The following is a 24,554-nucleotide window of genomic DNA, read 5'->3' on the forward strand; positions in this document are numbered from 1 at the left end:
TGAAAAAAAAGCACGCACAATTGAATTTCATGTGCGTGCTTTTTCGTATGTTAAAACTTAGTAAGCTGTCCAACCACCATCAACAGCAATTACTTGTCCGTTGACAAAGCTTGCTTCATCTGAGCCAAGGAAAATAGCAAGCTGAGCGATTTCCTCAGGTTGTCCAGCACGAGGGTTAATGGATAAACCTAGTGCTTGGCGAGCTGCACCTGTTTGACTCACATTTGTCATAGTAGAAGCAATGTTTGTGATAACTGCACCTGGAGCGATACCATTACAGCGAATATTTTTATCTGCATACATAAATGCCGTGTTTTTAGTGAGACCAACAACAGCATGCTTAGAAGCAGTGTAGGCAGCCCCAGCACGTGCTCCATATAGACCGCCAGCAGAAATATTGTTAACAAAGACACCATGTCCTTGAGCAAGGAAAATCTCTGTCGCCATACGCATTGAACGCATAACAGCAGTAGTGTTTACCGCGAATAATTTGTCCCATCGTTCATCAGAAACTTCACCAACTGGCTCCATACCATCCATAATACCAGCATTATTCACTAAAATATCTAATTTGCCATAAGCATCTTTTGTTTCATCAAATAAGCGTTGTAAGTCTTCTGTTGAAGCGACATTTGTTTGAACAGCGATCGCTGTGCCACCAGTTGCTTCGATACCTTCAACAACTGCTTGTGCACCTTCTAAATTTAAGTCAGAAACTACGACCTTTGCTCCTTCTTTTGCATAACCTTCTGCGATTGCTTTACCCATACCTGACGCCGCGCCTGTTACGATTGCTACTTTACCTTCTAATCTCATCACAAAAACCTCCTATTATTTATGATTGTTTCGATTTATATATTATGTTAGATATTGAACATGTGTTCATTAAAATAATATAATAGATTTGTAAGCGATTTCAATGCGCAAAAAACTCAGAACTGTTCAATAATCAACACATATGAAAAAATCTGTTTAGTAAGGGGATAAAAAATATGAGCGCTAACGATTTAAGGGTTGTCAAAACGAAGCAAGCATTACATAATGCTTTACTAACTTTATTAAGTGAGAAACCTTTAGAAAATATAACAATCGCAGAACTTTGTCGGGTGGCAAAGGTGAACAGGGGTACCTTCTACTTGCACTATGAGCAAAAGGAAGGGCTATTTGAGGAATATTTTCATGAAATCATGGAGGACTTGCATAATTCCTATGAGGAACCGTACCGTGCAGTCACAACATTGGATAAAAACCAAATAGATCCAAAGACAATTCGTATTTTTCATCATATTGAGCGCTTCAAAATGTTCTATCGCATTGTTTTTTCAAAAAATGTGCCTTTGACATACTATTACATGTTATTTGATGGAATTTTCTCTCTGCTAAAAAGGGATATCACAGTCCATAATAAAATACATGATGAGATATCCATTGAGTATTATAGTGCTTATCAAGCAAACGCAATCATCGGCCTAATCATTCAATGGTATCGCCAAGATTTTGCGGATAGCGTAAGTACCTTGAATAAACAACTTGCGGCTATTTTGCGAATTGGTGAAAAGTGATGGAGAATAGGATAGAAGAGTGGAACAAAATAGTCTAAGTAAACATTAAAATCAACATCAGGATTAGACTCGAAACGCTGTCATATCAACGACAAATGACTCAAATTCGACTCTTAACAATAACCAAAATAAAATTATTAAAAGATATAAAGACGTCTACTAAGCAGTCGTCAGATCAAAAAAATAATCTTAATACTCGTTTAAAAAATCTCTATCAAGCACGTACAGACTCTCTTGGATTTGTGTTCAGAATGTCGACAAACTAAATTTCGAACAAAATCTATCATTTGTCGGTGCTATTCATTAATTCAAATTACTTTCTTTTTGATATTTTTATAGGAATAGGGACAACCATTAATATCAATCCTAAATACAAAGGATACTTTAAAAATTCATTTGTTGAATATCCCAATAAATAAGGCATACCTATTAACGCCATTACTATACCAATTGCAAACAAACCAATTTCTATTTTTTTCATCATACATTTCCCTTCCAACTTAAAAAGTCCACTTCATTTTGAGCCTGCCTCTTTTAGTTTAAGTGATATCGATCCGTTGGAAGATTCCAAACATAAGTTGGCTCTACCTAACCCTACAACTAATTTTAGAGGCACTTTTTCCTCCTGCTCTTTCTCTTATTAAAAAATATGGTATCAAAAAGGGAGAGCATAAAGCTATCCCTTTAAACTTTTAGTTCCAAAAATAAGAAAAAAGTCTATTAGCTACTGGATTCTTCGTTCTGATATAGCGACAGGCAACAAATGATTTCTGTGCGACAGCAACAATATAAACGGAGGAGGCGACTCTAATTTTCGACTAGTCTTGAACGAAAATCACCTTTATTTAAAGTTCCACATCATACTAAAAAATATCATGACCGCTTTGTGATTAAACTTTAAAAGCGATGTACTAACTCATCATTAGTACATCGCTTTTTGACAATATTATTGAACAGTGGCAGGGGAGATTTGCTCACTTTCTCTTTTTACTTTTGATCTTCTAAAAGCAACAGCCATTGCAGAAATGCCCAATGTTACAGCAATGATCATTCCTAACGAACTACTATTACTCATTAAATTATCTGTGCTTCCACCAAAGATAATTGTGTAATAGCCATCTGCTCCATAAGTAGCTGGAAGTAGTGACGCTAGTTTATTGTAAAAATCAGATAACATTGCTTGTGGAACAAGAGCACCTGAAGTAACAAGCTGAATCGAAAGAGCACAAATATTAAAAATCATACCCAAATTACCAAAAATTATAATAAAGGCTTGTGCCAAGCAGAGGAAAGCCCAAAACATTAATGCTTGAAAAAGATAAACTGTTAAAAAGTTTGCTTTACTTGAAATATTAAATAGATGCATTAAGCCAATAGTTAAAAGCGGTAGGGTGAAGGCTACACCGATATTAATAAGCTGTCTTGCTAGGAACAATTGCCATTTCGAAATTGAATCTTGTACAAGTTGTGCAGCCTGCTGATGCTGCATAATCATTACCATTGCACCAACGAACGACGAAATAATAACCATCAATGGCACAAAATTCGCTGCAAACTCTTCAACATTATTCGTTTTAATAATAGTAGAACCTATCGTATGATCCTTTAAACTCATAATTGTTGTAGCAACGGCTTCGTTAATTTGTTGTGCTGTATTTTGCTCTAGTGGAAGCTGTGAGAACTTTTGAGAAAATACCTCAATGGTCTTGCCTTGCTGTAAAGGATAAATATTATGGTTAATTTCCTCAGTTAGTTGCTTGGCTACGCCGTCCATCATATTTTTGGCGATACTTGGATTTGCTTGATTGATAGAGTAAATAATTTCAGCCTCTTTACCTGCTTTTAATTGACTCGTAAAGTTGCCTGGAATATGAATAATCATATGGATATCACGTTGATTTAATTCTTGCTCAGCTTTGTCTAGAGAGGTGTAATTTTCTATTGTAAAAGGTAGTTTTCCTTTTATTTCATTTACTACTTGTTGACCCATCCCAGTATCTTCACTAATTAGTCCAATCTTTAAATTTTCTGTTCTGTCATTTACACCATCATAGGCAGTCATCCATACGGAAAAGAAAATTACCTGAAATGCAATTGTAATGACAATGCCAATATAAGTCTCTCGAATTTTAAATAAAGCTTGTAAACCTTTCATTATTGACCTCCTATATAAGTAAGTACTTACTTGCATCGAAAGGAAAAATTTTTTCTAGGGAGCCAATCCCCTAGAAAAAATTGAAATGCTCGTTTTTAACAATATTTCAGTTGGCATATCAGAAACGATTGTTCCTAAACGTGCCCGTGAAATAAAATGACCAAAATTAACAGCGATAAGGGATAACGCTGCTGCTTCAAAATCAATCTCTCTAATTTTCCCTCTTTCATGCATTTCCTGCAGATAATGAATTAGCTCATTTTTAATATGGAGAGGGATATTAGCAATCTCTTCATTAATTTCAGGGAACTGCATCGCTTCCTTAAAGCCAATCATCACAAAGTCCTTAATAGACATTAAAAAATTAAAATGCTTTACAGAGAAATTTAGTAAATCCGTTTCCAATTCCCATGTAACATTTTTATTGATCTCTTCCTGCAAAAGAGGAAAATAGGAAAATTGCTCAATAATGGCTTTCAAAATACCACGCTTGTTACCGAAATGGCGAAAAATTGTTACTTCATTGACCCCAGCTAAATCAGCTATTGCTTTAGTTGTTGCCGCAGTATAGCCCTTCTCACTAACGAGTTGTAAAGCTGCATCAAGGATTCTTTCTGCGGTGCTTTTTGTTGACAATAGTATTCTTCCTTTCATGCAAGTAATTACTTACATGCTAGCATAGAGCAATTCCTTATGCAATAAAAATATTAACAGACATTGGAAATCAAATAACGTTTGGGGACAAGAAGAACTGCTCGGGTTGCCACGAAAATCACTCAAGGTGAATCAAATCAACAACATAGTGTCACACTGCGTATATGAAAATCTTTAGTAACTTTTTATGGAAAAAACAGTATTGACAACTATATCGTCTGCTGATATATTTTAAGTATATCGTTAGACGATATATTGTTTGGCGATATAAAAAGGGGGAATTATATGACTCAAGAGCATCCGCCATTAACAGAAGGCGTTTATTATATTTTATTAGCTTTATTTGATGCAAGGCATGGTTACGGCATCATGCAACTGGTAGAGGAAATGAGCAATGGTCGCGTTCGGCTTGGAGCGGGGACGATATATGGAGCAATCAAAACATTACTCGAGCGAGGATGGATTGAGGCGCTAGATGGTGATGGACGAAAGAAGGAATATATCATTACAGATAGTGGAAAAAAAGTAATTGAATACGAAATTTTGAGATTAAGGGAACTTTTTGACAATGGCATCCGTATAACAAAGGGGGATGGAACAAATGGATAAATATCGATTTGTCGTTAACCCCTATGATATTGAGAAATGGGTTAACGATATGGCAAGCCAAGGTTGGCATTTAAAAAAGTTCACTTGGATACGTTTTACGTTCGAACGTGGGGATCCAAGTAGCTATATTTATCGGTATGATGAATTGGAGCGATTTGGTGCCTCATATGAAGACGAATACTTAGAATTTCTAAAGTCCTCGGGAATTGAACAGGTAGATCGTTCTGGCAATTTCGTATTCTTTAGAAAGCCAGCAAATGATGGACCTTTTGAACTTTACTCTGATAAGAAAAATAAAATTAGTAAGCTTTCTCAAAAAATTTCTCTGCTAATATCGCTCATCCTTCTAAATTTGATTATAGGTGTAATTGGTCTAAGTGGGATTTTTTCAGCACAGGCAATAGATTGGATTAAATTATCAATGAATATCACTAATATTCTTGTAGTCGTGTTATTTTCTATTCCATTATTAAAACTTGTGCGTGTGCGCAATAAATTGAAGAAGGATTTGTATCTGTTTACAGATTAATATAGGAGAAGGCATGGCTGAAAAATAGTTGCATAAACTAATGTGCTTATAGTACTTAATAAGAAAGCTTCATTAGTATGGGATTTCGTATTTGCTTCAAAATTATTTTCCGGGAAATCAGAAAAATCGATTAATTTAAATGCATAGTTATAAAAACTACTTTTAAGGCGCATATTTAACCAGGAGTTCGTATCAGTTTTATAAGATTAATAGAATGGAGGTGGTACTTTATGAAAAAAAGAGTGTATCGTTTTTTTCTTGATTATGAACAAGAAGAAGCGTGGGTTAATGAAATGGCGGAACAAGGTTGGCATCTAAATCGTACAATGTTGGGTTACTTCATTTTTGAAAAAGGGGAACCTGGACAATACATTTATCGCAATGAACTAGTCAAAGGTAAAGGTCAGGACTACTTTGATTTTTTAGAAACGATGAATATTGAGTTTGTTTCAAAATTTGGAGTATGGGCTTATTACCGCAAAAAGAAATCTGAAGGTCCATTTGAATTATTTTCAGATAGTTCTACAAAAATAAAATACTTAAAATCAATAAGCCGTCTTTTTATAGCAGTAACATTTCTTAATCTATCAATTGGATTTATCAATCTTTATATTGGACTTGGTGAATCAACAGAAAGATTCTTAAACACGGGAGTTTCGTTCTTAAATTTTGTAGTCGTAATGATTATGTGTATGCAGATTTTGAAGGTTGAAAAACGTAAAAAAGGACTACAACGAGAATTACATATATTTGAAGGCTAAGGAGGAAAAAAGATGACATTACAATTAGAGCGTGTCACAAAGAAATACAAAGATTTCACAGCGGTCGATAATCTTAACTTTACTATTAAAAAAGGGGAGATTTTTGGGCTGATTGGACAAAACGGAGCCGGTAAGACAACGACGTTCCGAATGATTTTAGATTTACAGGAGACAACGGCTGGCACTATTACATGGGATGGCAAACCCGTTAATGCCATCAACCGTGATATACTTGGCTATTTACCAGAGGAGCGAGGCATTTTTCCGACGATGAAGGTAGAGGATCAGCTTCACTTTTTTGGCGAGCTACGTGGAATGAAAAAGTCGGAGTTAAAGAAGGACATTGACTTCTGGATTAGCCGATTTGAGCTCGAAGATAGACGGAAAGATAAGGCTGAAACTTTATCAAAAGGGAATCAGCAAAAAGTACAACTGATTGCTAGCTTTATTCATAAACCGCAGTTCTTAATTCTAGACGAACCATTCAGTGGACTTGATCCCGTGAATAAAGATTTACTAAAGGATGCCATCTTGCTTTTAAAAGACCAGGGTACGACGATTTTGTTCTCCAGTCACCAAATGGATAACGTAGAGGAACTATGCGATCATCTTTGTCTATTAAAACGTGGAGTCTCGTTATTCTCAGGTAGTCTAGTAGATTTAAAGAAACAATACGGAAAAACAAGATTAGCAGTACGTACAGAGTGGTCGACAACTCAATTATTGGCACTAGAAGGTGTCAAGGATGTTCGAGAAGAGAAAGAGCAAACAGTGCTCACTCTAGAGGATGAGAGCTTTGCGCAAAGCATTTTCGAACAGCTTTCGAATGGTAAATATATTGAAAAATTTAGTTTAGATTACTTATCGTTAGATGAGATCTTTAAGGATAAGGTAGGTGGCAACATTGTCGAAGTTTAATTTATTAATGAAACAGCTTTACAAATCAAAATTAAAATCAAAATCCTTTGTTGTAATGACATGCATTTATATACTGGGGATGTCTGTCGCAATTTTCTGGTCGGATATTAAAGAGCTTTTTACAGGCAGTGATCATGCACAACAAATTGCAATCGTCAATGAAACAACAGCCGATTTAAGCGGTCTCTTTGTATCAAATGGCGATATGAAATTTATACAAAATGAATCAAATATATCGGCGCTAGAGAAAAAGGTCAAGGACGAAAAGCTAGATGCAATCATTAAAATAACAGATCAAAATGGTCAGCTAAATGCTGAAATTGCCACTTTCACGCCGTTGAAATTAAATGATCAAGCAGCGTTAAATTCGATACTGCAACTTGCTGGCCAAAATTATACCGTACAACAGTTATCACTAACACCAGACCAAGCAACTCAAATTATTGGTGCAAAAACGATTATTTCTAATAAAAACTTAAATAAACAAACTGCTGACGGTAAAAGCGAAGAAGAAAAACAATCAGGATTATGGGTATCTTATGCAGTTGGTATTTTAATCTATTTCTTTATTTCTACATTCCTGTCTATGATTACAACGGAAATTGCATCTGAAAAAGGTTCACGTGCAATGGAAATGCTACTAGTAAGTGTAAAGCCAGCTACCCATTTTAAAGCAAAAATTGCTGGTGTACTATTACTCGCATTAACACAGATGGGTATTATTGCAGTTGTCTTCCTAATCTATGCAAAATTTGCGAAGAACGGCGTTATTTGGGATATGGCAGCTAGCATTGTTAAAGAATTATCGATAAGTTACGTGATATATGCAATTCTATTCCTGCTATTAACAATTATTCTTTATTTAATTGTTGGGGCATTATTCGGTTCTTTAGTGTCTAAAGTTGAAGAAGCAGGTCAAGTATTAATGCCAGCCATGATGATTACATTAATAGGTTTCTATGTTATGATCTCAGGGATTGGCAATCCAGATACAATTTTGATTAAGATATTCTCTTATATTCCATTTACGTCAGGAATGGTCATGCCGATGCGTATCGGGGCTACTGATATAGGAGTAATGGTACCACTTATATCGCTAGGTATTTTAATAGCGACAATTATTGTAGCTTATTTATTCAGCATATCATTCTATAAACGCAGTGTGCTAACTTATAGTTCAGGTGGCGTTATTAAGAAAATTAAAACCGTGTTAAAAGTGACAACATGATGTGGAAAGCAGCTACATAAAGTAGCTGCTTTTTTTATAGTATTGAATGGTCAAGGAAATCTTCATGATGTTGTGTCGCTTTGTTTTCACACATAAAATCAAGCCCATGTTATGGTCTGCAACCCAAATATGCTAATAATAGAAAACAATGTAAAGTATTTCGTGGATTCAGTCGAATTTCCTAATGAAACAAGCTATAATTTATATAAGAGGGTGAAGCTATGTTATCTCAAGCAAAGATTGAATCTTTATTAAAAAAATCACCAATTCAACGCCTAGCAACACACGAGGAGAAAGAACAGTTCTTTGTGAAGCTTGAGCAGCAGCTACCTATGAGTGATGAATTGGCAAAAATCTTAAATAATCGTGAGCATTTAAAGCTTTTTGTCAATAGTAGTAACACAGCTCATTATAGCTTTCAACTAGAACTTCAAGAGGGTTCTTATATATATAGTGACTCTTATTTTGTAAGGCTTGACTAAAATGAAACTTTTTCAGCTTGAAATCGTATGTAAATAAAAGAGATAAATCGCAGGGGGTAAAACTTTTATGTCTGAATTCGACAACGACCTATTAAAATCAAAGGATCCATTCGCATCAGAAAATCCATTATTACAGCCTAATCCATTATTACAGGTGGAGCAAGAGCCAAAAAAACCAGTACTTGTTTCTGAGCAAGAGCTATCACAAATTGCTCAAAATCAACTTGCGTTAAAGCAAGATCCTGAGGTCCATGCATTAGCACAAAAAATTGATGTCAAAGACCAAATTGCTATGCTAGAGCTAGGAAAAGAAACTGCGAATGGTATTTCTACTTTTTCAGATAAAATGCTAGCAACGATGAAAACAAGTAAGCTTGAGGAATCAAGTGTATTATTAAATAATTTAAATAGAATAATGGATAAATTTGATCCTCAAGATTTTGCAGAGGACAAAAAAGGAGGCTTCCTTACGAAGCTGTTCAGTAAGGGAAAGGAACAATTAGAAAAGTTTCTATCCAAATATGACAGCATGAATAAAGAAGTGGATGTCATTTTCCATGAAGTTCAAAAATACGAAGGTGAAATGAAACGTAATACAATTGATCTTGAAAACTTATATGATCAAAACTTAAACTATTTCCAAACTTTAAGTAAATTTATTGCGGCAATTGAAGTGAAAACAGATGAAGTACGTTCATCATTACCAGCACTAGAACAAAAAGCACAAACAGGCGATCAATTAGCGGCAATGGAATACGAAACGATGCTACGTGCGGTAGATTTACTAGAACAACGCCGTTATGATTTAGAAATGGCGCAACAAGTTTCATTCCAGTCTGCCCCACAAATTCGATTAATGCAGCAAGGGAATAACCATTTAATTGCTAAAATTAACTCTGCGTTTGTGACGACAATTCCTATATTCAAGCAAGGACTTATTCATGCGGTGACGTTAAAGCGCCAAAAGCTTATTTCAGATTCAATGATTGAATTAGACCGACGTACGAATGAAATGCTTGTACGTAATGCCGAAAATATTAGTAAAAACAGTGTTAATATCGCGCGTGCGGCTGGTAGCCCAAGCATTAAAATCGAAACAATTGAAACGACTTGGCAAACAATTATGTCTGGTATTCAAGAAACGAAGCAAATTCAAGCCGAAACAGCGAGAAATCGTGAGGAAGGCCGTAAACGTATCGAACGTCTGCAACTTGAATACGAAAAACTGAAAAAAATGTAATCTTGAAGCTTCTTGCATCTCTTTTTGCAAGAAGCTTTTTTATATTGACAAAATAGAAATTAATATGATAATTAGACCAATGAAAATTTTTTTCAAAGGAAGCGGAAAAATGTTAAACAAAGCTATGCCATTACACGAACTAATTAGTGATGGAGTGAAGAAAAGTCTATGAACAAAATAAATCCAACTACATTATCGTGTGCAACGTTAAAAGATGGAACACTTTCTATTGATATAACAGAAACACTGATGCTGTTATCGCAAAGTCGCTATCAAGAATTGATGCATATAGAAGAGCTATATCATACTTTACATAAAAATTTAGATGAGAAGCAACATGATTTGGAGCAGGATCAAAAAAATTTTAAAAAACAAAATGTACAGCTTATAGATGATATGCAAAAAATGAAGCAGCAAAATGCGGTCTTGCAAAAAAAGTTAATGGAATATAATTGTGTCGTTGAAGAGCTGAAGGAAATTCGCCGACAAAATACAGTGCTTTTAATTGAATTAAGTAAACATACTGCTTTATCTAAGGAATCACTGTCTGGACCGTTAAAATCTATGATTCGCGATATGCGAGAGCAGGGTGTTGGTATTAAAGAAATTCATATTCGTATTAAACGTCAAATTAATCCTGATATCAGCTATAGTATGGTGCGTAAATATATTTCTGAGCTTGAATCTGAACATAAAGAGTAACGTTCATTACTACCAATTTATTAAAATTTGGCATTTACACTTTCCAATCAAAGTCCTATAATTAGTCTATTCTTTAAATGGTGATTACGCAAAGTCGTATAGATTCTTACGGAGTAGGAGAGTTTGAGGCAATGTCAAATGAGAAAAAAGGGGTTTTGTCGGCATTTTTAGCCTATGCTTTTTGGGGGGCGTTTCCGCTTTATTGGAAGTTGCTTGAGCATGTGCCGAGTATGGAAATTTTATTATCGCGCGTCATTTGGTCCTTTGTCTTTACAGTACTAACAGTAATAGTATTTGGAATGCGCAAGGATCTTCTCGCAGACTTAAAATATTTGTGGTCACACCAAAAGCATTTTTGGCAGCTTGCTGGAGCTTCATTTGTTATTTCAATGAACTGGTATTTATATATTTGGGCAGTTACTCATAACCACTTAATTGAAACGAGCTTAGGCTATTATATTAATCCTTTACTGTCAGTTATTTTTGGGGTTATTTTCTTTAAAGAAGCACTTAGTCGTGCGCAATGGGCAGCTACAGGAATTGCCTTTATCGCAGTAATTATTTTAACGATTAATTATGGGTCAATCCCATGGGTAGCACTTCTTATTGCTTTATCCTTCGCCATTTACGGTGTTTTGAAAAAGAAAATTACGCTTGATGCGACAAGAGGTCTAGCCATAGAAACGTTATTTATTCTACCGTTTGCATTAGGCTACTATATTTACCTTTTTACAACGAATCAAGCCTCATTTTTACATGTTGATGTGCAAACAGACATCCTCATGATTGTGAGTGGTATAGTGACAGCAGTGCCATTAATTTTATTTGCAAAAGGTGCACAAAATATTCCACTCTATTTATTAGGCTTTATTCAATACGTATCCCCAACGATTGTGTTAGTTTTAGGGATCGTGCTTTACAAAGAACCGTTTAGTCAAATAGAGCTATTAGCATTTAGCATTATTTGGGCAGCCTTACTACTGTTTTCAGGTTCGAAAATCATTGAAGTGAGAAGAGCACATCATAAATCTGCCTAAAAAAGGACTTGTAGAAATTTTCTACAGGTCCTTTTTGTATGGATTAACCTTTTGGAGATTGTAATAAAACCCCTCCTAAAAATTGCCATATAACTATGAAATATATGTATGGTAATATATTTCTGGTATTCAAACTAGGGAGATTATACAGTAAGGAATTCCAGGGGGGTCAAATAAAAAAGAAAACAAATTCGGTCAAAAATAGAAAGTAGTGAATAAAATGATTCATCCATATATGAAACCACAGAATTATGGCACATTATTTCGGAAGCTATAGAAGAACTAGTTGCTAATCAAGATGTTGAAGAAATGACAAGTAGAGAATATATAGTTGGTTATCTTTGTGCAAAAATAAGTCATGTGGAAGAAGATGGTGCATGGAACGGATAGCTATATAATACAACTTGAGAAGAAATATTTGATGACGGCTTTAGATTCAATTTTGTTTATATTGCTGGGAAAGTAACTGGGGGAAATAAAGATAAATAATTCATCAAAAGATAAAGCGTCAAGAAAGTATATTCGTATAGTCAGAAAAGCCAATCTATATGATGTTTTTCTTATGAAAAATAAAGCGATTGATATAATGACGAATGCTCTGAAACAGCCATTGACTCGTAGGGAAATATCAAGTGCATATATTTATATCGGGCTATTATACTCAGAGTTAAAGGAGTATAAAGAGGCTTCAGATAATTTTCATAAAGGATTGAGTATCGTAGAGCGTGAAGAATTTCGATACAGCCCCAATTTTAATAAAATTATAAAAGCTTTTATTAAGAATGGTGACTTGGAAAAAGCGACTTTCTGGCTAGATAATTTAAATAGAAGAAAATCGTACGATAAAAAGTTTAAAAGATTAGGTCATCTAAATTCTTATTTAAAGAAGAGGTAATTTTTAGACTATTAGAGAGGCAAAATGCTTTGGAAAGTATGAGTATTGTATTGTTAATCTTAGGAATAGGTTTCTTAATTTTTGGAATCCGACATAATCCGAAAGTACATGATGATGTAGGTGTTGGTGGAAGTGGCTCTATTCTTTGGGACTTTTTAGCACTTTGGTTAGATAAATTACCTTATGAGGTTACTAAAATAATTTACATAATGATTGGTCTAGGCTGCTTATTTGTAGTTTTTTTGTTTGTTATTAACAAATTATCATAGCAATTTGTATCTTATTTTTTGAATATCCAAAGAAAAAACGAACATAAGCAAATCGCTAGTCCATGTTAGACAAAAATAAGCAACTTTACTTTTTTGTCAGCATATAGTAATATTATGTCAATCAATTAGATAACAATGATGAATATTATAAATTAATGAGAGGTGCTTTTTGATGAGTGCGGTAGGTTCTAAATAGGAACAACTTAATGAAATAAATTTAATGACGACAGGGGATTTGTGTCATAAAGTGACCCCTTATTTAGTCGTGGATTTATTTCGATACCTATGAAGATACCTACAATACTTTATAAAGCGTGTAATGCTCTGAATGTACTTCATTTTGATGAGGTCTTTTTCACGATGCTTCTTACACATGCCTTGTAATGTAAAAAGCTGTGGGATCCCCACAGCTTTTTTGTCTTTTTTAATTGAATAAAAAATCATTGATATCTAATGAGTAGGTATCTTCATGAATGATTATGGAAAAATCATAGTGAGGAGAATTTAAAATGAATCATACTACTTTTGAGAAGTTACAATACAATGAATTGAAGGAAATCGTTAAATCATACTGTGTCAGTGGATTAGGTAAACAGTTATTAGATAAATTAACGCCGAGCCCAAACTTGACAGTAGTTAAAAATCGTTTGAATGAAACGACAGAGGCACGAGCAATTTTAGATGCGGAAGGTCATGTTCCGTTTTTAGGGGTATCAAATATTGACAATACGATTAAAAAACTTGAAAAGGGAATTATTTTAGACCCTAGTGAATTGGTTAGCATCTCAGACTTTTTAAGAGGCTGTAGAAGAATTAAAAAGTTTATGCTGGAAAAGGAATTTTTTGCGCCAGTACTTGCATCCTATGCTAATTCGATGTCTGAATTTAAAAGTGTGGAAGAGGAAATTAACTTTGCTATAAAAGCTAATCGTGTTGATTCAGCTGCTAGTAGAGAGTTAAAGCGTATCCGAATTCATATTGAAACAACAGAGGAAAAAATTAAAGACCGCTTAACTAAATTTTTGAATAATAGTGCAAATAAAACATATATCCAGGAATTTTTTATAAGTAAAAAGGATGATCGATACACGATTCCCATTAAAGCTTCCTATAAAAATCATGTGCAAGGGACAATTGTGGAGGTTTCGTCTAAAGGTGCAACGGTCTTTATGGAGCCAAGTACAGTAACTAAATTAAATGTGGAATTGGCCACTTTGAAAGCAGAAGAAGCGGTAGAGGAATATCAAATTTTGGCGACATTATCTGGGCTACTAATGGAAAATATCCGTGAAATCAATATCAACATGGAGTTAATTAGCCAGTATGATATGGTGTTTGCCAAAGCTAAGTTTAGCAAGCATATTGGAGGCATAGAACCGAACTTAAATGATTATGGCTATATTAAGCTTGTTAATTGTAAGCATCCACTGTTAACAGGTGAGGCGGTGCCACTTCATTTTGAAATTGGTAAAGACTATCGCAGCTTAATCATTACAGGACCGAATGCTGGTGGTAAAACCGTTGTCCTAAAAACCATTGGCTTGTTAACATTGGCTACTATGTCAGGCTTCCATATTGTTGCAGATAAAGGTACTGAAATAGCTGTATTTGATCATATTTTTGTAGACATTGGGGACAATCAAAGTATTGAAAATGCACTTAGTACGTTTTCATCCCATATGAAAAATCTTTCAGATATTATGAGGGCATCCAATAATAATACTCTTTTGCTATTTGATGAAATAGGAAGCGGTACGGAACCAAATGAAGGAGCAGCACTGGCGATTTCCATTTTAGAGGAGTTCTATCATATGGGCTGTATGACAGTGGCAACTACTCACTATGGAGAAATTAAGCGTTTCTCTGAAATGCATAGTGATTTTATGAATGCGGCTATGCGTTTTAATAGTGAAACATTAGAACCTTTGTATAAATTAGTGATCGGAACATCTGGAGAAAGTAACGCCCTATGGATTTCTAAGAAAATGAATATACGTGAAACTGTATTACAAAGAGCGAAGGGCTATATTGACAATAAGGATTACCTACTAGAGCGAGTAAATGATAGTAAAATCAAGAAGCCTAAGATTGAGCAAGAGAGAACAAAAGTAAAGTATGATTTTAAAAAGGGAGATCGTGTGAAGCTGTTAGACCATGATGACGTTGGAATTGTTTATCAAGAGATGGATAATTTCTATAATATTGTTGTGTTCTATGAGGAAGAATTCATAAAGGTAAATGTCAAGCGTCTGGCATTAGAGCTACCGGCAACAGAATTATACCCTGAAGGATATGATGTAGAGACATTGTTTGTGGACTATAAAGAACGAAAGCTTCAGCATGATATAGAGCGCGGTTCGAAAAAAGCTCTTCGCAAGATTCAGAAGGAAATAAAGAGAGATAAATCGAGCTAAAAGTCTGAAGGGAATGCACATAAATTTTTAAATGTGCATTCCCTTTTATCTATTGAACCGAATTAATTTGTGCTTTAATTGAATAATATGTTTCCTCAATTTTTTCTTTATAGGGCAGATTGATTAAATCCTGAGAATCCATATAGGCCATTTTTGCGATTTCGTAGGCTGTTGTTAACTCACCGAAGTGTGCATAGCAAAGAGCTTTATAGGAAAAGCTCTCATTTAAACTTAATATGTCAAAGGGATGTAAGATGAATGGAGGATTGTTTGTAAACTGTTCAAATGCTTCCTTAGCTTCTTCATATTGACCTAGTAAATATAAGGATTTTCCTTTTTCTGAATAGTAAAAGTTTTTTTCGAAAATAACCGAGCTATCATGCATAAGTGTACCAAAACGCTCTATTTCTTCTAGTGCCTGCTGATAATCGTGCGTGTAATTGTTATAATAATGCGCTCTTAATACGAAAATCAAAGCATCCACACTCATTTGTTCGGCAAAAATCCGATACTGCTCTAGCTTCTTCAGCATATGCTCTACTTGCTCGAAATCATGGTCAATCATGGCACAAAACGCCCCAATACGATACATATCATCTATATAAGAGTAAAATTGATTTTTATGTGCATTGGTAATGGTCTCATATATAAGCTGTTTACCTTCTTCATATTCGCCAATTGCTAACTGAAAAACGCTAATATAATAAGCCATTTTCACAGTATCTCTCGAATCTAATTGGTAATTTTCCTGCTCAACTTCTTCTTTCGCATGCAAAATACAAGAATAAGCCATTTTGTACTTTCGTTCTTCCGATAATATGCCCAACTGTAAAATATAGGTTTCAAACCAATGACTTAGTAAATTAATTTCTTTAAACATAATGCGTGCCTGTTGAAGCGGTGATTCCCAGGTCGTTAATCTCGCATGATGTTGTGCTGCTGCATATATATACAGTAAACGCCCTGCCTCATAACTAAGCGAAAGCTCTTCTACATAAGGCTTAATCATCTCTACAATTTGCTGTACATTATCTGTATTACCAAGTTTTAATTCAGCAAATAAAATTTCTACATGCTCTAAAAGATGACGTATGGAAGAGGGGGTTACTTGTTCAAGCAATTCACTAGCTTTTACGCCTAAACGTTCCGCTATATAATCAAGACTTTCCATCGAAGGCTTGGCCTTATCATTTTCAATTTGGCTTAACATACCTTTTGTTAGACGATCACCAGCAAGTGCCTCTAATGTTAATTTTCGTTCCTTCCTTAATTTGCGAATTCGTGTGCCTAAAGAGTCCACTGCCTTGCCTCCTTATTAAAACATGTCCTTTGTTTAATTATATTAAACTTTTTGTTGCGTGAAAAGAGGAAGGTATGTTATATTTTGTTTAATTAAATTAAACTTTTTAACCTAATTAAAGTATAGGGGGATTTTTAGATGAATGAAGCGGCAAAATATAAAAAGGCGACGTATCATTTATGGACATTTACAGCCAGTAAAATGATCTCGTTGTTAGGGTCTAATGTACTGTCGTTTGGGATAGGTTTATATATTTTGGCATTGACAGGGTCAGCGATGAGTTTTGCGACAACAATGATATGTTCCATTTTGCCTCGAGCATTAGTCGCACCACTGGCAGGTTATGTAGCTGATAATTATTCAAAGAAACGCACAATTTTATTAGCTCAAGCAGGTACAATATTGACTGTTAGTGGGTTACTCCTCTATACAGAAATAGTCGGTTTGTCGATTTATGCCATTTATATAGCAACAGTTTTTAATACAATATGCTCAGCCTTTTCAGGTGTAACATTTTCTTCCTCTATCGCAACACTAGTAAATCCAGAACGCCTACAGAAAGCAATGTCATTCAATCAAATGTCAGTGTCGATTGCAGCAATTGGGGGGCCAGTCATCGGGGGAATGATGTATGGATTTTTCTCCATGGAAGCATTTTTACTTGTACATTTAGTGGCCTATGTGATTGCGTTTTGCTTAGAAGCAACTATGAATTTTACTCTCTATAGTACAAGAGAACAGACTGTAGAAAAGGAAAAGATATGGGCTGGGCTTGCTAGCGGCTTTCGTTATATTAAGCAACAAAAAGTTGTTAAAACAGTAATGTGGCTTTCACTATGGATTAATTTGTTTTTCTCTGCCATCGTTGTTGGGGGGACCTATATTATTATTGAATTACTAAAAGTAAAATCAACTCATTTTGGTTTTATAGAGGCTTCGGGTGCGCTTGGAATGCTTGTTGCTTCCCTCGTTTTCGCTACACGGAAAGAGGTTAAGGCGCCACTACGTTTTTCTAAAGTCAGCTTATTGCTGTTGGCTAGCAGCTTAGGTCTAGCTGTTGTTCCATTAGTAACGAATTTATCCTATTTAGCCATCGTTATCTTTTATATTGTAGTCTACTTTATTTTCGCTATTTTTGAAATGGGGATTAACATGCCAATTGGGGTTTATATGCAAAGGCTGATTTCCGAAGAATACCGTGGACGCGTATTAGGATTAATGGAAACAATGGCAATGTCAATGATGCCGATTGGTATGGTCGTTTACGGCATCTTGTACGATACTTTCCCAGCAACGATTATTTTACTTATCACGAGTGTAATTATCGTGACGATATCACTAGTTATGCTACGAACATCTGTCTTAAAAGAAGCACATCCAGAGTTTTATGAACAAAAGATAGTAGCTGAGAGTGTAGCAAATTAATGTATCGGCGAAAAGCGCTGTTTTATCAGCGATTAGTGAGGGTTTATCAGCGATAATAGCAGTTTTATCGGCGATTAGTGAGAGTTTATCAGCGATAGTTGTAGTTTTATCAGCGATTCCGTAACCATCCATCAGCGAGATTATCAGTTGCAACATAGAAAACCAGGCATTTCTTCAGCGCGAAGTATGCCTGGTTTATCTTCATTCAGCCAAGGAGAAATTGATCTACTGATCCTCAATCACAATATAAGTGGCTTTAACTGGTCCGTGTACACCAACAATAAGAATCATTTCGATATCTGCAGAATTACTTGGTCCTGTTATAAAGTTGATGCAGGATGCAATTTGCTCGCCATTTCTGACCTTTTCGCTAATCCAACGAGCTGCTTGAGTCATTCGTGGAACGATGGTGCTTTTAGGAATTAAAATAATAGACTTCTCTGGTAAAAAGCTAACCGATCTACCTTTATCCGTATCACTAAAAAGTACAGCAGTTCCTGATTCTGCTAATGTTATTTCACTAATTGTAATGCCAATGTTCGCTTTTTCAGCCTGTCGAATATTTTCCTCTTGCTGCTCCGAGTTCCATTCATACAGCTGAATATTTTCTTTAGGCCATTGCTCGGTCATCAATGATGATAGGCCATAGCTTTGGAAACGCTCGTCTTTCCATGTTATAACAGAATGACCTCCATAATTTTTAACTACTTTTTGTAAATCTGCAGGAAGGTTAGTTGTATTTGAAATGACAATATCCGTATGAATATTTTTGCATTGTTCAACTAAAACCTCTACTAACTCATCTTTTGTTGCTTCTTTTAGAACTCGATCTTGTGGTTGATACTGCCATGTAGGTCGTGCAAGTTCTGTTTTTGGTTCACGTCCAAGTTGTTTCGCAATGTTTGATAAAAATACATCTCTATTTTCAATAGTACCTGTCATTTTTCATCGCCTCCTCTTTGGCGGTGTTTAAACCAGTCGCGGAAATTATCTTTATTTGGGGCTGGAAAATCCCTTGCTTCCGTCCATGCTTTTAGTGGGCCTGGGCCATTTGAAATTTTCTGATCTTTTGTAAATGGAGCCATTGCTGGTGAAGCCATTTTTGTCGCCATTTTATATAGGGTAGGGGAGGAAGCACCTAAACCAAAGGCCTTCATTAATAACTTTTCTGATACAGGAGCTTTACCTTCATTTTCAACAATTACTTGTCGATGTCTATGAATAAGCTGATGTAACGGTATTTTAACAGGACAAGCATCAGTGCAGGCACCACATAATGTGGAGGCATATGGTAACTCTTTAAAATCCTCATAGCCCCCTAATAATGGTGAAAGAACGACACCTACTGGCCCAGAATAGATAGAACCATAAGCATGCCCACCAACATGACGATAAACAGGACAAGCATTAACACAGGCTGCACAGCGAATACATTGTAAAATAGGCTGGAACTCACTGCCTAAAATATCAGAACGTCCATTATCGACGATTACTAAATGGAATTCCTCTGGTCCATCTGTGTCACCTTCATCTTTGATCCCCGTTAATGTAGTAATATAGCTTGTTAGCTTTTGCCCAACTGCGCTTCTTGTTAATAAGCTTACTAGCACTTCCATCTCTTCAAATGTAGGAACAATTCTTTCCATCCCCATTACCGTAATTTGCGTTTTCGGCAAGGCTGTTACTAGATCTGCGTTCCCTTCATTTGTCACGAGCGTAATCGAGCCGCTCTCGGCAATAGCAAAGTTACAGCCTGTGATGCCAATGTCTGCTGTTAAATATTCATTTCTTAACTTTTCACGGACATATAGAGCTAGTTCTTCAGGCTTTTCGGTTTTCTCATAACCTTGTTTTTCTTTAAAAATGTCACGAATCTGCTCCTTATTTTTATGCAAAGCTGGAGCAACGATATGAGAGGGTGGCTCGTGATCATCTACTTGCAAAATGTACTCTCCAAGATCTGTTTCAATGACCTCACACCCGAGCTTTTCTAAAGCAGCGTTTAAATCAATTTCCTCTGTCACCATAGATTTTGATTTCACAATTTTAGCAGCATTTTTCTTTTTAGCGATACTTTGAATATAGTCTGTCGCTTCTTTCGCTGTTTGCGCAAAGTAAACATGTCCACCTCTTTTAGAGACGTTTTCACTTAGCTGATATAAGTAATAATCTAAGTTCGCTAACACATGCTTTCGAATTTCTTCTCCGTGAGAGCGCCATTCCTCCCAATGTCCGAGCTCATCAGCTTGTTTTAGCCGACGTGTTTGAAAGCGCTCCTGTGCGCTTGACACAGCTCCGCGCATAAACGTATTTTCTAATTCTTTCGATACTCGATGGTTAAAGCGTTCATCACTTGTTTTCATGGACATTTCTTTTACCCCCTCCTAGTGGCAATTTAATACTTCCGCAATATGCATGACTTTAATAGGCTTACCTTGACGGTTAATTCGGCCGCCAATATTGATTAAGCAACCAGCATCGGCACCGATTAAAATGTCAGCCCCCGTTTCTTCAACATTTTGTACTTTTTCATTGACCATTTCTCCTGAAATATTGCCCATTTTTACTGAAAATGTTCCGCCAAATCCACAACATCGATCTTTTCCTGGGAGTTCTACATACTGTAAGCCTTTAACTTGATTTAATAATTTAAAAGGTGCATCTGTAACACCAAGTAGACGTGTCATATGACAGGAGGTATGATAAGTAGCCTTGCCCTCTAAATGTGCACCTACATCCTCGACCTTTAATACATCTACGATAAACTCTGTAAATTCATATGTTTTATCTGCCAATGCTTGCGCTTTTGGCTCCCAAACAGGATCTCCCTTAAACACTTCTGGATATTCCTTAAACATATAAGCGCAGGAACCAGAAGGGGAGACGACGTATTCAGCATGTTCAAAAGCTGTGATCATTTTTTTCATAGCATTTTTAGATTCTTTTACATAGCCACTATTGTATGCAGGCTGCCCGCAACAAATTTGATTTTCAGGAAAGTCTAGGTCACAGCCGAGCCTTTCGAGAACTTCAACAACGGCTTTTCCTACATCACCTTGAAACATATCAACTAAACAAGTAGCAAAAAGTGTTACTTTCATGACAATCGCTCCTTTTCATCTCTATTACCCGAAATTCAACAGGTCATCTGATGACTTAGTTTTTATAATACTACAACTGTTCAGATGAATAAAAGGTGTTTATTATTAATTTTCAAAAAATTCAAAAGCTGCCTATTTTTTAATTAGGCAGCTGCTGTTATTTCATAGATTCAGTTGTTTCAAAATATTGCATTAAAACCTTCTCCACATTACTTAAATGCGAAGTCATAGCATGTTTTGCGAGCTCTTCATTTTGCTGTTTAATCGCGAGGAAAATTTGCATATGTTCATCATACAGCTTTTCACTTGTAATTTTTTTAGAGTACAACCAAATACGGCGTGTCTCTTTCATCGTTTCGATCATTAAACCTGAAACCTGGTCCAATATAGTTGTAAGTAGGGGGTTTTGAGATGCTGCAGAAATGGCAGCGTGAAATTGAAAATCCACTTTTTCTCCTAGCTCTCCATCTCCTTGTACTTGTTTCATCTCATCTAAAATTTGCATCATTGACTGTATGTCTTCTTCTGTTCGATGAATGGCTGCGCTAGCCGCTGTACCTACTTCGATAATTTTACGTACTTCTAACAAATGTGAGATATCTTGCTTATTTGTTAAAATGGCAGTTGATAAGGGGAAATCGAGCTGATTGGATTGATTACTTTTAACAAATGTACCTGAACCTTGTTTTATATCAATAAGCCCCATTGCTTTTAAAGCGGAAAGAGCTTCTCGGATGGCAGATCTGCTTACTTGTAATTGTTCAGCAAGTTGTTCTACTGAATCAAGTCGGTCACCCGGCTTCAACTCGCCAGCTCTAATTTTTTCATAGAGGATTTCGGATACTTCCTCATATATTTTTTTTGGTTTGATTTTTCTTAATTCCAAGGACTACACCCCATTTATCTCTATCAATGGTTCTATTGTTTTTTATTATACATGAAGAAAAGAAATTTACTCACTAAAATACTTTATATAAATAAAACAGGTACTACAACTCTACAAGAAGCTGCAGGTAACGCCTTTACAACAGGACCCTGTCAATAAATGCACACGGCTCTAGGTCTGTCGCTAGTGTCTTGTAGATCTGCTTAGAATTACATAACTTGGAATGCAGAATAATGATAAATTTTGTTGACAGATAATATAAGGGGGGCGCATAATGCAAAAGTACATGAACAAATACACGTTGATGTACTAAAGTTTGAACAATAAATTTGTATGCTAATATGATAATACTTCACTTTTTAAACACCTTTTTGACATGAAACGTTCACAAACAGGAAGGGCGCAATTTACAGTGTTTTTTGGTACGATGGAGGCAGTAACTGTAAGGAGCGAGTGAGAAAATATGGAAACTGATATTAACTTATTTTTAGCTTTAGGTGCAGGGTTTTTAAGCTTTATTTCACCATGTACCCTACCGCTATATCCCGCATTTTTATCATACATAACAGGTATGACATTAGATGAGCTAAAATCGGAACGAGGCATGATGCAAAAGCGTGCTATTATGCACACCCTCTTCTTTTTACTAGGATTTTCAATTATTTTTATTATGATTGGACTAGGCGCATCTTTTGCAAAAGAGTTTTTCCTTAATTATCAAACATTATTACGTCAGATTGGTGCCATCTTAATCGTTGTATTTGGATTAATGATTGTGGGATTACTACAAATTGACTTTTTAATGAAGGACCGAAAATTCCAATTTAAAAACCGACCATCTGGTTATTTGGGATCACTATTAATCGGAATCGCTTTTGCGGCAGGATGGACGCCGTGTACAGGCCCGATCTTAATGTCAATTATCATGTTGGCTGGAACAAATCCAAGTGCAGGATTTAGCTATATGTTAGCTTATTATTTAGGCTTTGCGATTCCGTTCTTCTTGTTATCTTTCTTTATAGCACGTATGACTTGGATTCGTACACACAGCCAAAAAATTGTGAAAATCGGCGGTTATATTATGATTGTCGTTGGTGTATTGTTATTCTTTGATGGATTAACGTATATAACACGCATTTTAGAGCCTATTTTCGGTGGATTTACAGGCTTCTAATCTGCTAAACTAAAGAGGCATACCGTACCTTAACGTGGAGGGAGATGAACATGTGCCTACAGTTTTAGTAGTGGATGATACGCTCTTTATGCGTGTTGCAATAAGTAATATGTTTACTGAATGGGGTTATGAGGTAGTCGGTAAGGCAGCAAATGGTAAAGAAGCTGTGGCGATGTATCGTGAGTTACAACCAGATCTTGTAACGATGGATGTAACAATGCCCGTTATGACAGGTATTGCAGCAGTAAAAGAAATCATCCCTGAATTTCCAGATGCAAAAATTATTATGATTACAGCTTTAGGGCAACAGAAGTTAATTGTGGAAGCAATTGAAAGTGGTGCGAAAGATTTTATAACAAAGCCTTTCGAACCAGAAAGATTAAGAGCTGTAGTTGATCAATTACTTGGACAAAATTGTTAATGACATTAGAGGAGGACTTTTTATGTTTAGCAATATCCCTTCTCACTATTATGTAATAGGTTCGACCATAATGGCCATTTTTATGGGTACCTTTGTCATGGTTATACGTATGCGAGCATCTAAGAAACCGACAAATGAGAAGAAAATTATCATTCCACCTATTGCGATGTCTTCAGGTGCGTTAATGTTTTTATTCGAACAATTTCGAGTGCCACCCATGCAAATTCTAGAAGCAGTAGCAGTCGGCATTGTGTTTTCGACAATCTTAATAGCCACTTCTAAATTTGAAGTAAAAGGTCAAGATATTTATTTAAAACGTTCAAAAGCATTCGTTTTTATACTAATCGGACTGTTAGTGTTCCGTGTAATTGCAAAAATGATATTAAGTAGCTCCATTGACGTTGGTGAATTAGCAGGAATGTTTTGGATTCTAGCGTTCGCGATGTTACTTCCTTGGCGAATCGCAATGCTTATTCAATTTATAAAAATCAAAAAAACAATTCCGCTGAAGAATATTTAATGGGAAGACTACACTAGAGATTTAATCTAGTGTAGTTTTTTTATTGAGCGTAGTTTGACTAATGGATAGTGTAGTTCGAGCGATGGATAGAGTCGTCCGAACGACGGAATGAAAGACAGAAGCGAGGGATGGAAGAGGAAGAGCCAAAGTGACGGATAGAAATCAGAGCGACGGATCGAATTGCCAGAGTGACGGAAAGAGTCGTCCAAACGACGGAAAGAAAGACAAAAGCGACGGAAAGAAGAGCCAAAGTGACGGATAGAAGTCAGAGC

26 protein-coding genes are annotated in these 24,554 nt (G+C 35.7%); 17 read left to right on the plus strand and 9 right to left on the minus strand.

All coding sequences use genetic code 11. From position 1 onward, the window contains the following. Window positions 1–57 precede the first annotated feature (57 nt). Window positions 58–816, minus strand: a complete 759-nt coding sequence (locus tag ABH968_RS08615) for an SDR family oxidoreductase (protein WP_370043627.1) — start codon at window positions 814–816, stop codon at window positions 58–60. A gap of 176 nt (window positions 817–992) precedes the next feature. Here ABH968_RS08615 and ABH968_RS08620 point away from each other — a divergent pair, with 176 nt between their 5' ends. Next, entirely contained in the window at window positions 993–1,562 is a 570-nt protein-coding gene (locus ABH968_RS08620; RefSeq protein ID WP_370043628.1) for a TetR/AcrR family transcriptional regulator, read from the plus strand. A gap of 313 nt (window positions 1,563–1,875) precedes the next feature. On the opposite strand, the gene ABH968_RS08625 is transcribed toward ABH968_RS08620, so the two are convergent. The 3 genes from ABH968_RS08625 to ABH968_RS08635 all read right to left on the minus strand — a co-directional run bounded on the left by ABH968_RS08625 (window position 1,876) and on the right by ABH968_RS08635 (window position 4,353). Next, a complete protein-coding gene (locus tag ABH968_RS08625) occupies window positions 1,876–2,046 on the minus strand; it encodes a hypothetical protein (protein ID WP_370043629.1) in 171 nt (56 codons plus the stop codon). A gap of 462 nt (window positions 2,047–2,508) precedes the next feature. After that, window positions 2,509–3,717: a YhgE/Pip domain-containing protein gene (locus ABH968_RS08630; protein ID WP_370043630.1), complete on the minus strand. Its 1,209-nt coding sequence runs from the start codon at window positions 3,715–3,717 to the stop codon at window positions 2,509–2,511. A gap of 54 nt (window positions 3,718–3,771) precedes the next feature. Continuing rightward, on the minus strand, window positions 3,772–4,353 hold the full coding sequence (locus ABH968_RS08635; protein WP_370043631.1) for a TetR/AcrR family transcriptional regulator: 582 nt from the start codon (window positions 4,351–4,353) through the stop codon (window positions 3,772–3,774). A gap of 303 nt (window positions 4,354–4,656) precedes the next feature. Here ABH968_RS08635 and ABH968_RS08640 point away from each other — a divergent pair, with 303 nt between their 5' ends. The 12 genes from ABH968_RS08640 (at window position 4,657) to ABH968_RS08695 (ending at window position 15,455) form a co-directional block, all read left to right on the plus strand. Continuing rightward, window positions 4,657–4,980, plus strand: coding sequence for a PadR family transcriptional regulator (locus ABH968_RS08640; protein WP_370043632.1), 324 nt, complete (start codon window positions 4,657–4,659; stop codon window positions 4,978–4,980). Next, on the plus strand, window positions 4,973–5,509 hold the full coding sequence (locus tag ABH968_RS08645) for a DUF2812 domain-containing protein (protein WP_370043633.1): 537 nt from the start codon (window positions 4,973–4,975) through the stop codon (window positions 5,507–5,509). Before ABH968_RS08640 ends, ABH968_RS08645 begins: the two co-directional genes overlap by 8 nt. Window positions 5,510–5,739: 230 nt before the next feature. Next, window positions 5,740–6,270 carry a DUF2812 domain-containing protein gene (locus ABH968_RS08650; RefSeq protein ID WP_370043634.1) on the plus strand — a complete coding sequence of 177 codons (531 nt, stop codon included), beginning with the start codon at window positions 5,740–5,742 and terminating at the stop codon, window positions 6,268–6,270. Window positions 6,271–6,282: 12 nt separating this feature from the next. After that, window positions 6,283–7,188, plus strand: a complete 906-nt coding sequence (locus ABH968_RS08655; RefSeq protein ID WP_370043635.1) for an ABC transporter ATP-binding protein — start codon at window positions 6,283–6,285, stop codon at window positions 7,186–7,188. Continuing rightward, window positions 7,166–8,416, plus strand: coding sequence for an ABC transporter permease (locus tag ABH968_RS08660; protein ID WP_370043636.1), 1,251 nt, complete (start codon window positions 7,166–7,168; stop codon window positions 8,414–8,416). The genes ABH968_RS08655 and ABH968_RS08660 overlap by 23 nt, the downstream gene beginning before the upstream one ends. Before the next feature lie 221 nt (window positions 8,417–8,637). Further along, window positions 8,638–8,898, plus strand: coding sequence for a hypothetical protein (locus ABH968_RS08665; protein WP_370043637.1), 261 nt, complete (start codon window positions 8,638–8,640; stop codon window positions 8,896–8,898). Between the two features lie 67 nt (window positions 8,899–8,965). After that, window positions 8,966–10,138, plus strand: coding sequence for a toxic anion resistance protein (locus ABH968_RS08670; RefSeq protein WP_370043639.1), 1,173 nt, complete (start codon window positions 8,966–8,968; stop codon window positions 10,136–10,138). Between the two features lie 168 nt (window positions 10,139–10,306). Beyond that, window positions 10,307–10,840, plus strand: a complete 534-nt coding sequence (locus ABH968_RS08675) for a hypothetical protein (protein ID WP_370043640.1) — start codon at window positions 10,307–10,309, stop codon at window positions 10,838–10,840. Between the two features lie 131 nt (window positions 10,841–10,971). Beyond that, complete coding sequence (gene rarD, locus ABH968_RS08680; protein ID WP_370043641.1) at window positions 10,972–11,877, plus strand: EamA family transporter RarD; 906 nt, start codon at window positions 10,972–10,974, stop codon at window positions 11,875–11,877. Between the two features lie 562 nt (window positions 11,878–12,439). After that, entirely contained in the window at window positions 12,440–12,772 is a 333-nt protein-coding gene (locus ABH968_RS08685) for a hypothetical protein (protein ID WP_370043642.1), read from the plus strand. Between the two features lie 29 nt (window positions 12,773–12,801). Beyond that, the gene (locus ABH968_RS08690) at window positions 12,802–13,041 is read left to right on the plus strand and encodes a hypothetical protein (RefSeq protein ID WP_370043643.1); all 240 of its coding nucleotides are present in this window, start codon (window positions 12,802–12,804) and stop codon (window positions 13,039–13,041) included. Between the two features lie 509 nt (window positions 13,042–13,550). Continuing rightward, window positions 13,551–15,455 carry an endonuclease MutS2 gene (locus tag ABH968_RS08695; RefSeq protein WP_370043645.1) on the plus strand — a complete coding sequence of 635 codons (1,905 nt, stop codon included), beginning with the start codon at window positions 13,551–13,553 and terminating at the stop codon, window positions 15,453–15,455. A gap of 49 nt (window positions 15,456–15,504) precedes the next feature. Here the strand turns inward: ABH968_RS08695 and ABH968_RS08700 are convergent, their stop codons facing one another. Next, window positions 15,505–16,755 carry a helix-turn-helix domain-containing protein gene (locus ABH968_RS08700; protein WP_370043646.1) on the minus strand — a complete coding sequence of 417 codons (1,251 nt, stop codon included), beginning with the start codon at window positions 16,753–16,755 and terminating at the stop codon, window positions 15,505–15,507. A gap of 138 nt (window positions 16,756–16,893) precedes the next feature. Between ABH968_RS08700 and ABH968_RS08705 the strand changes: the two genes are divergently transcribed. Further along, window positions 16,894–18,180: an MFS transporter gene (locus ABH968_RS08705; RefSeq protein WP_370043647.1), complete on the plus strand. Its 1,287-nt coding sequence runs from the start codon at window positions 16,894–16,896 to the stop codon at window positions 18,178–18,180. Window positions 18,181–18,405: 225 nt separating this feature from the next. Here the strand turns inward: ABH968_RS08705 and ABH968_RS08710 are convergent, their stop codons facing one another. The 4 genes from ABH968_RS08710 to ABH968_RS08725 all read right to left on the minus strand — a co-directional run bounded on the left by ABH968_RS08710 (window position 18,406) and on the right by ABH968_RS08725 (window position 22,167). After that, window positions 18,406–19,122: a LutC/YkgG family protein gene (locus ABH968_RS08710; RefSeq protein ID WP_370043649.1), complete on the minus strand. Its 717-nt coding sequence runs from the start codon at window positions 19,120–19,122 to the stop codon at window positions 18,406–18,408. Then, complete coding sequence (locus ABH968_RS08715) at window positions 19,119–20,549, minus strand: LutB/LldF family L-lactate oxidation iron-sulfur protein (RefSeq protein ID WP_370043651.1); 1,431 nt, start codon at window positions 20,547–20,549, stop codon at window positions 19,119–19,121. The genes ABH968_RS08710 and ABH968_RS08715 overlap by 4 nt, the downstream gene beginning before the upstream one ends. Before the next feature lie 15 nt (window positions 20,550–20,564). Continuing rightward, complete coding sequence (locus ABH968_RS08720) at window positions 20,565–21,281, minus strand: (Fe-S)-binding protein (RefSeq protein ID WP_370043653.1); 717 nt, start codon at window positions 21,279–21,281, stop codon at window positions 20,565–20,567. A gap of 157 nt (window positions 21,282–21,438) precedes the next feature. Then, window positions 21,439–22,167: a FadR/GntR family transcriptional regulator gene (locus tag ABH968_RS08725; protein ID WP_370043655.1), complete on the minus strand. Its 729-nt coding sequence runs from the start codon at window positions 22,165–22,167 to the stop codon at window positions 21,439–21,441. A 463-nt stretch (window positions 22,168–22,630) separates the two neighbouring features. On the opposite strand from ABH968_RS08725, the gene ABH968_RS08730 reads away from it, so the two are divergent. Genes ABH968_RS08730 through ABH968_RS08740 form a run of 3 tightly spaced genes read left to right on the plus strand, consistent with a single transcriptional unit; the run spans window position 22,631 to window position 24,282 of the window. Beyond that, complete coding sequence (locus ABH968_RS08730) at window positions 22,631–23,341, plus strand: cytochrome c biogenesis CcdA family protein (RefSeq protein WP_370043656.1); 711 nt, start codon at window positions 22,631–22,633, stop codon at window positions 23,339–23,341. Window positions 23,342–23,375: 34 nt separating this feature from the next. Further along, a complete protein-coding gene (locus ABH968_RS08735; protein ID WP_370043657.1) occupies window positions 23,376–23,762 on the plus strand; it encodes a response regulator in 387 nt (128 codons plus the stop codon). A gap of 22 nt (window positions 23,763–23,784) precedes the next feature. Then, window positions 23,785–24,282, plus strand: coding sequence for a CcdC family protein (locus tag ABH968_RS08740; RefSeq protein ID WP_370043658.1), 498 nt, complete (start codon window positions 23,785–23,787; stop codon window positions 24,280–24,282). The last annotated feature ends 272 nt before the right edge of the window (window positions 24,283–24,554 follow it).

It is taken from the genome of Lysinibacillus sp. RC79 (assembly GCF_041262405.1).
Lineage (GTDB): Bacteria > Bacillota > Bacilli > Bacillales_A > Planococcaceae > Lysinibacillus.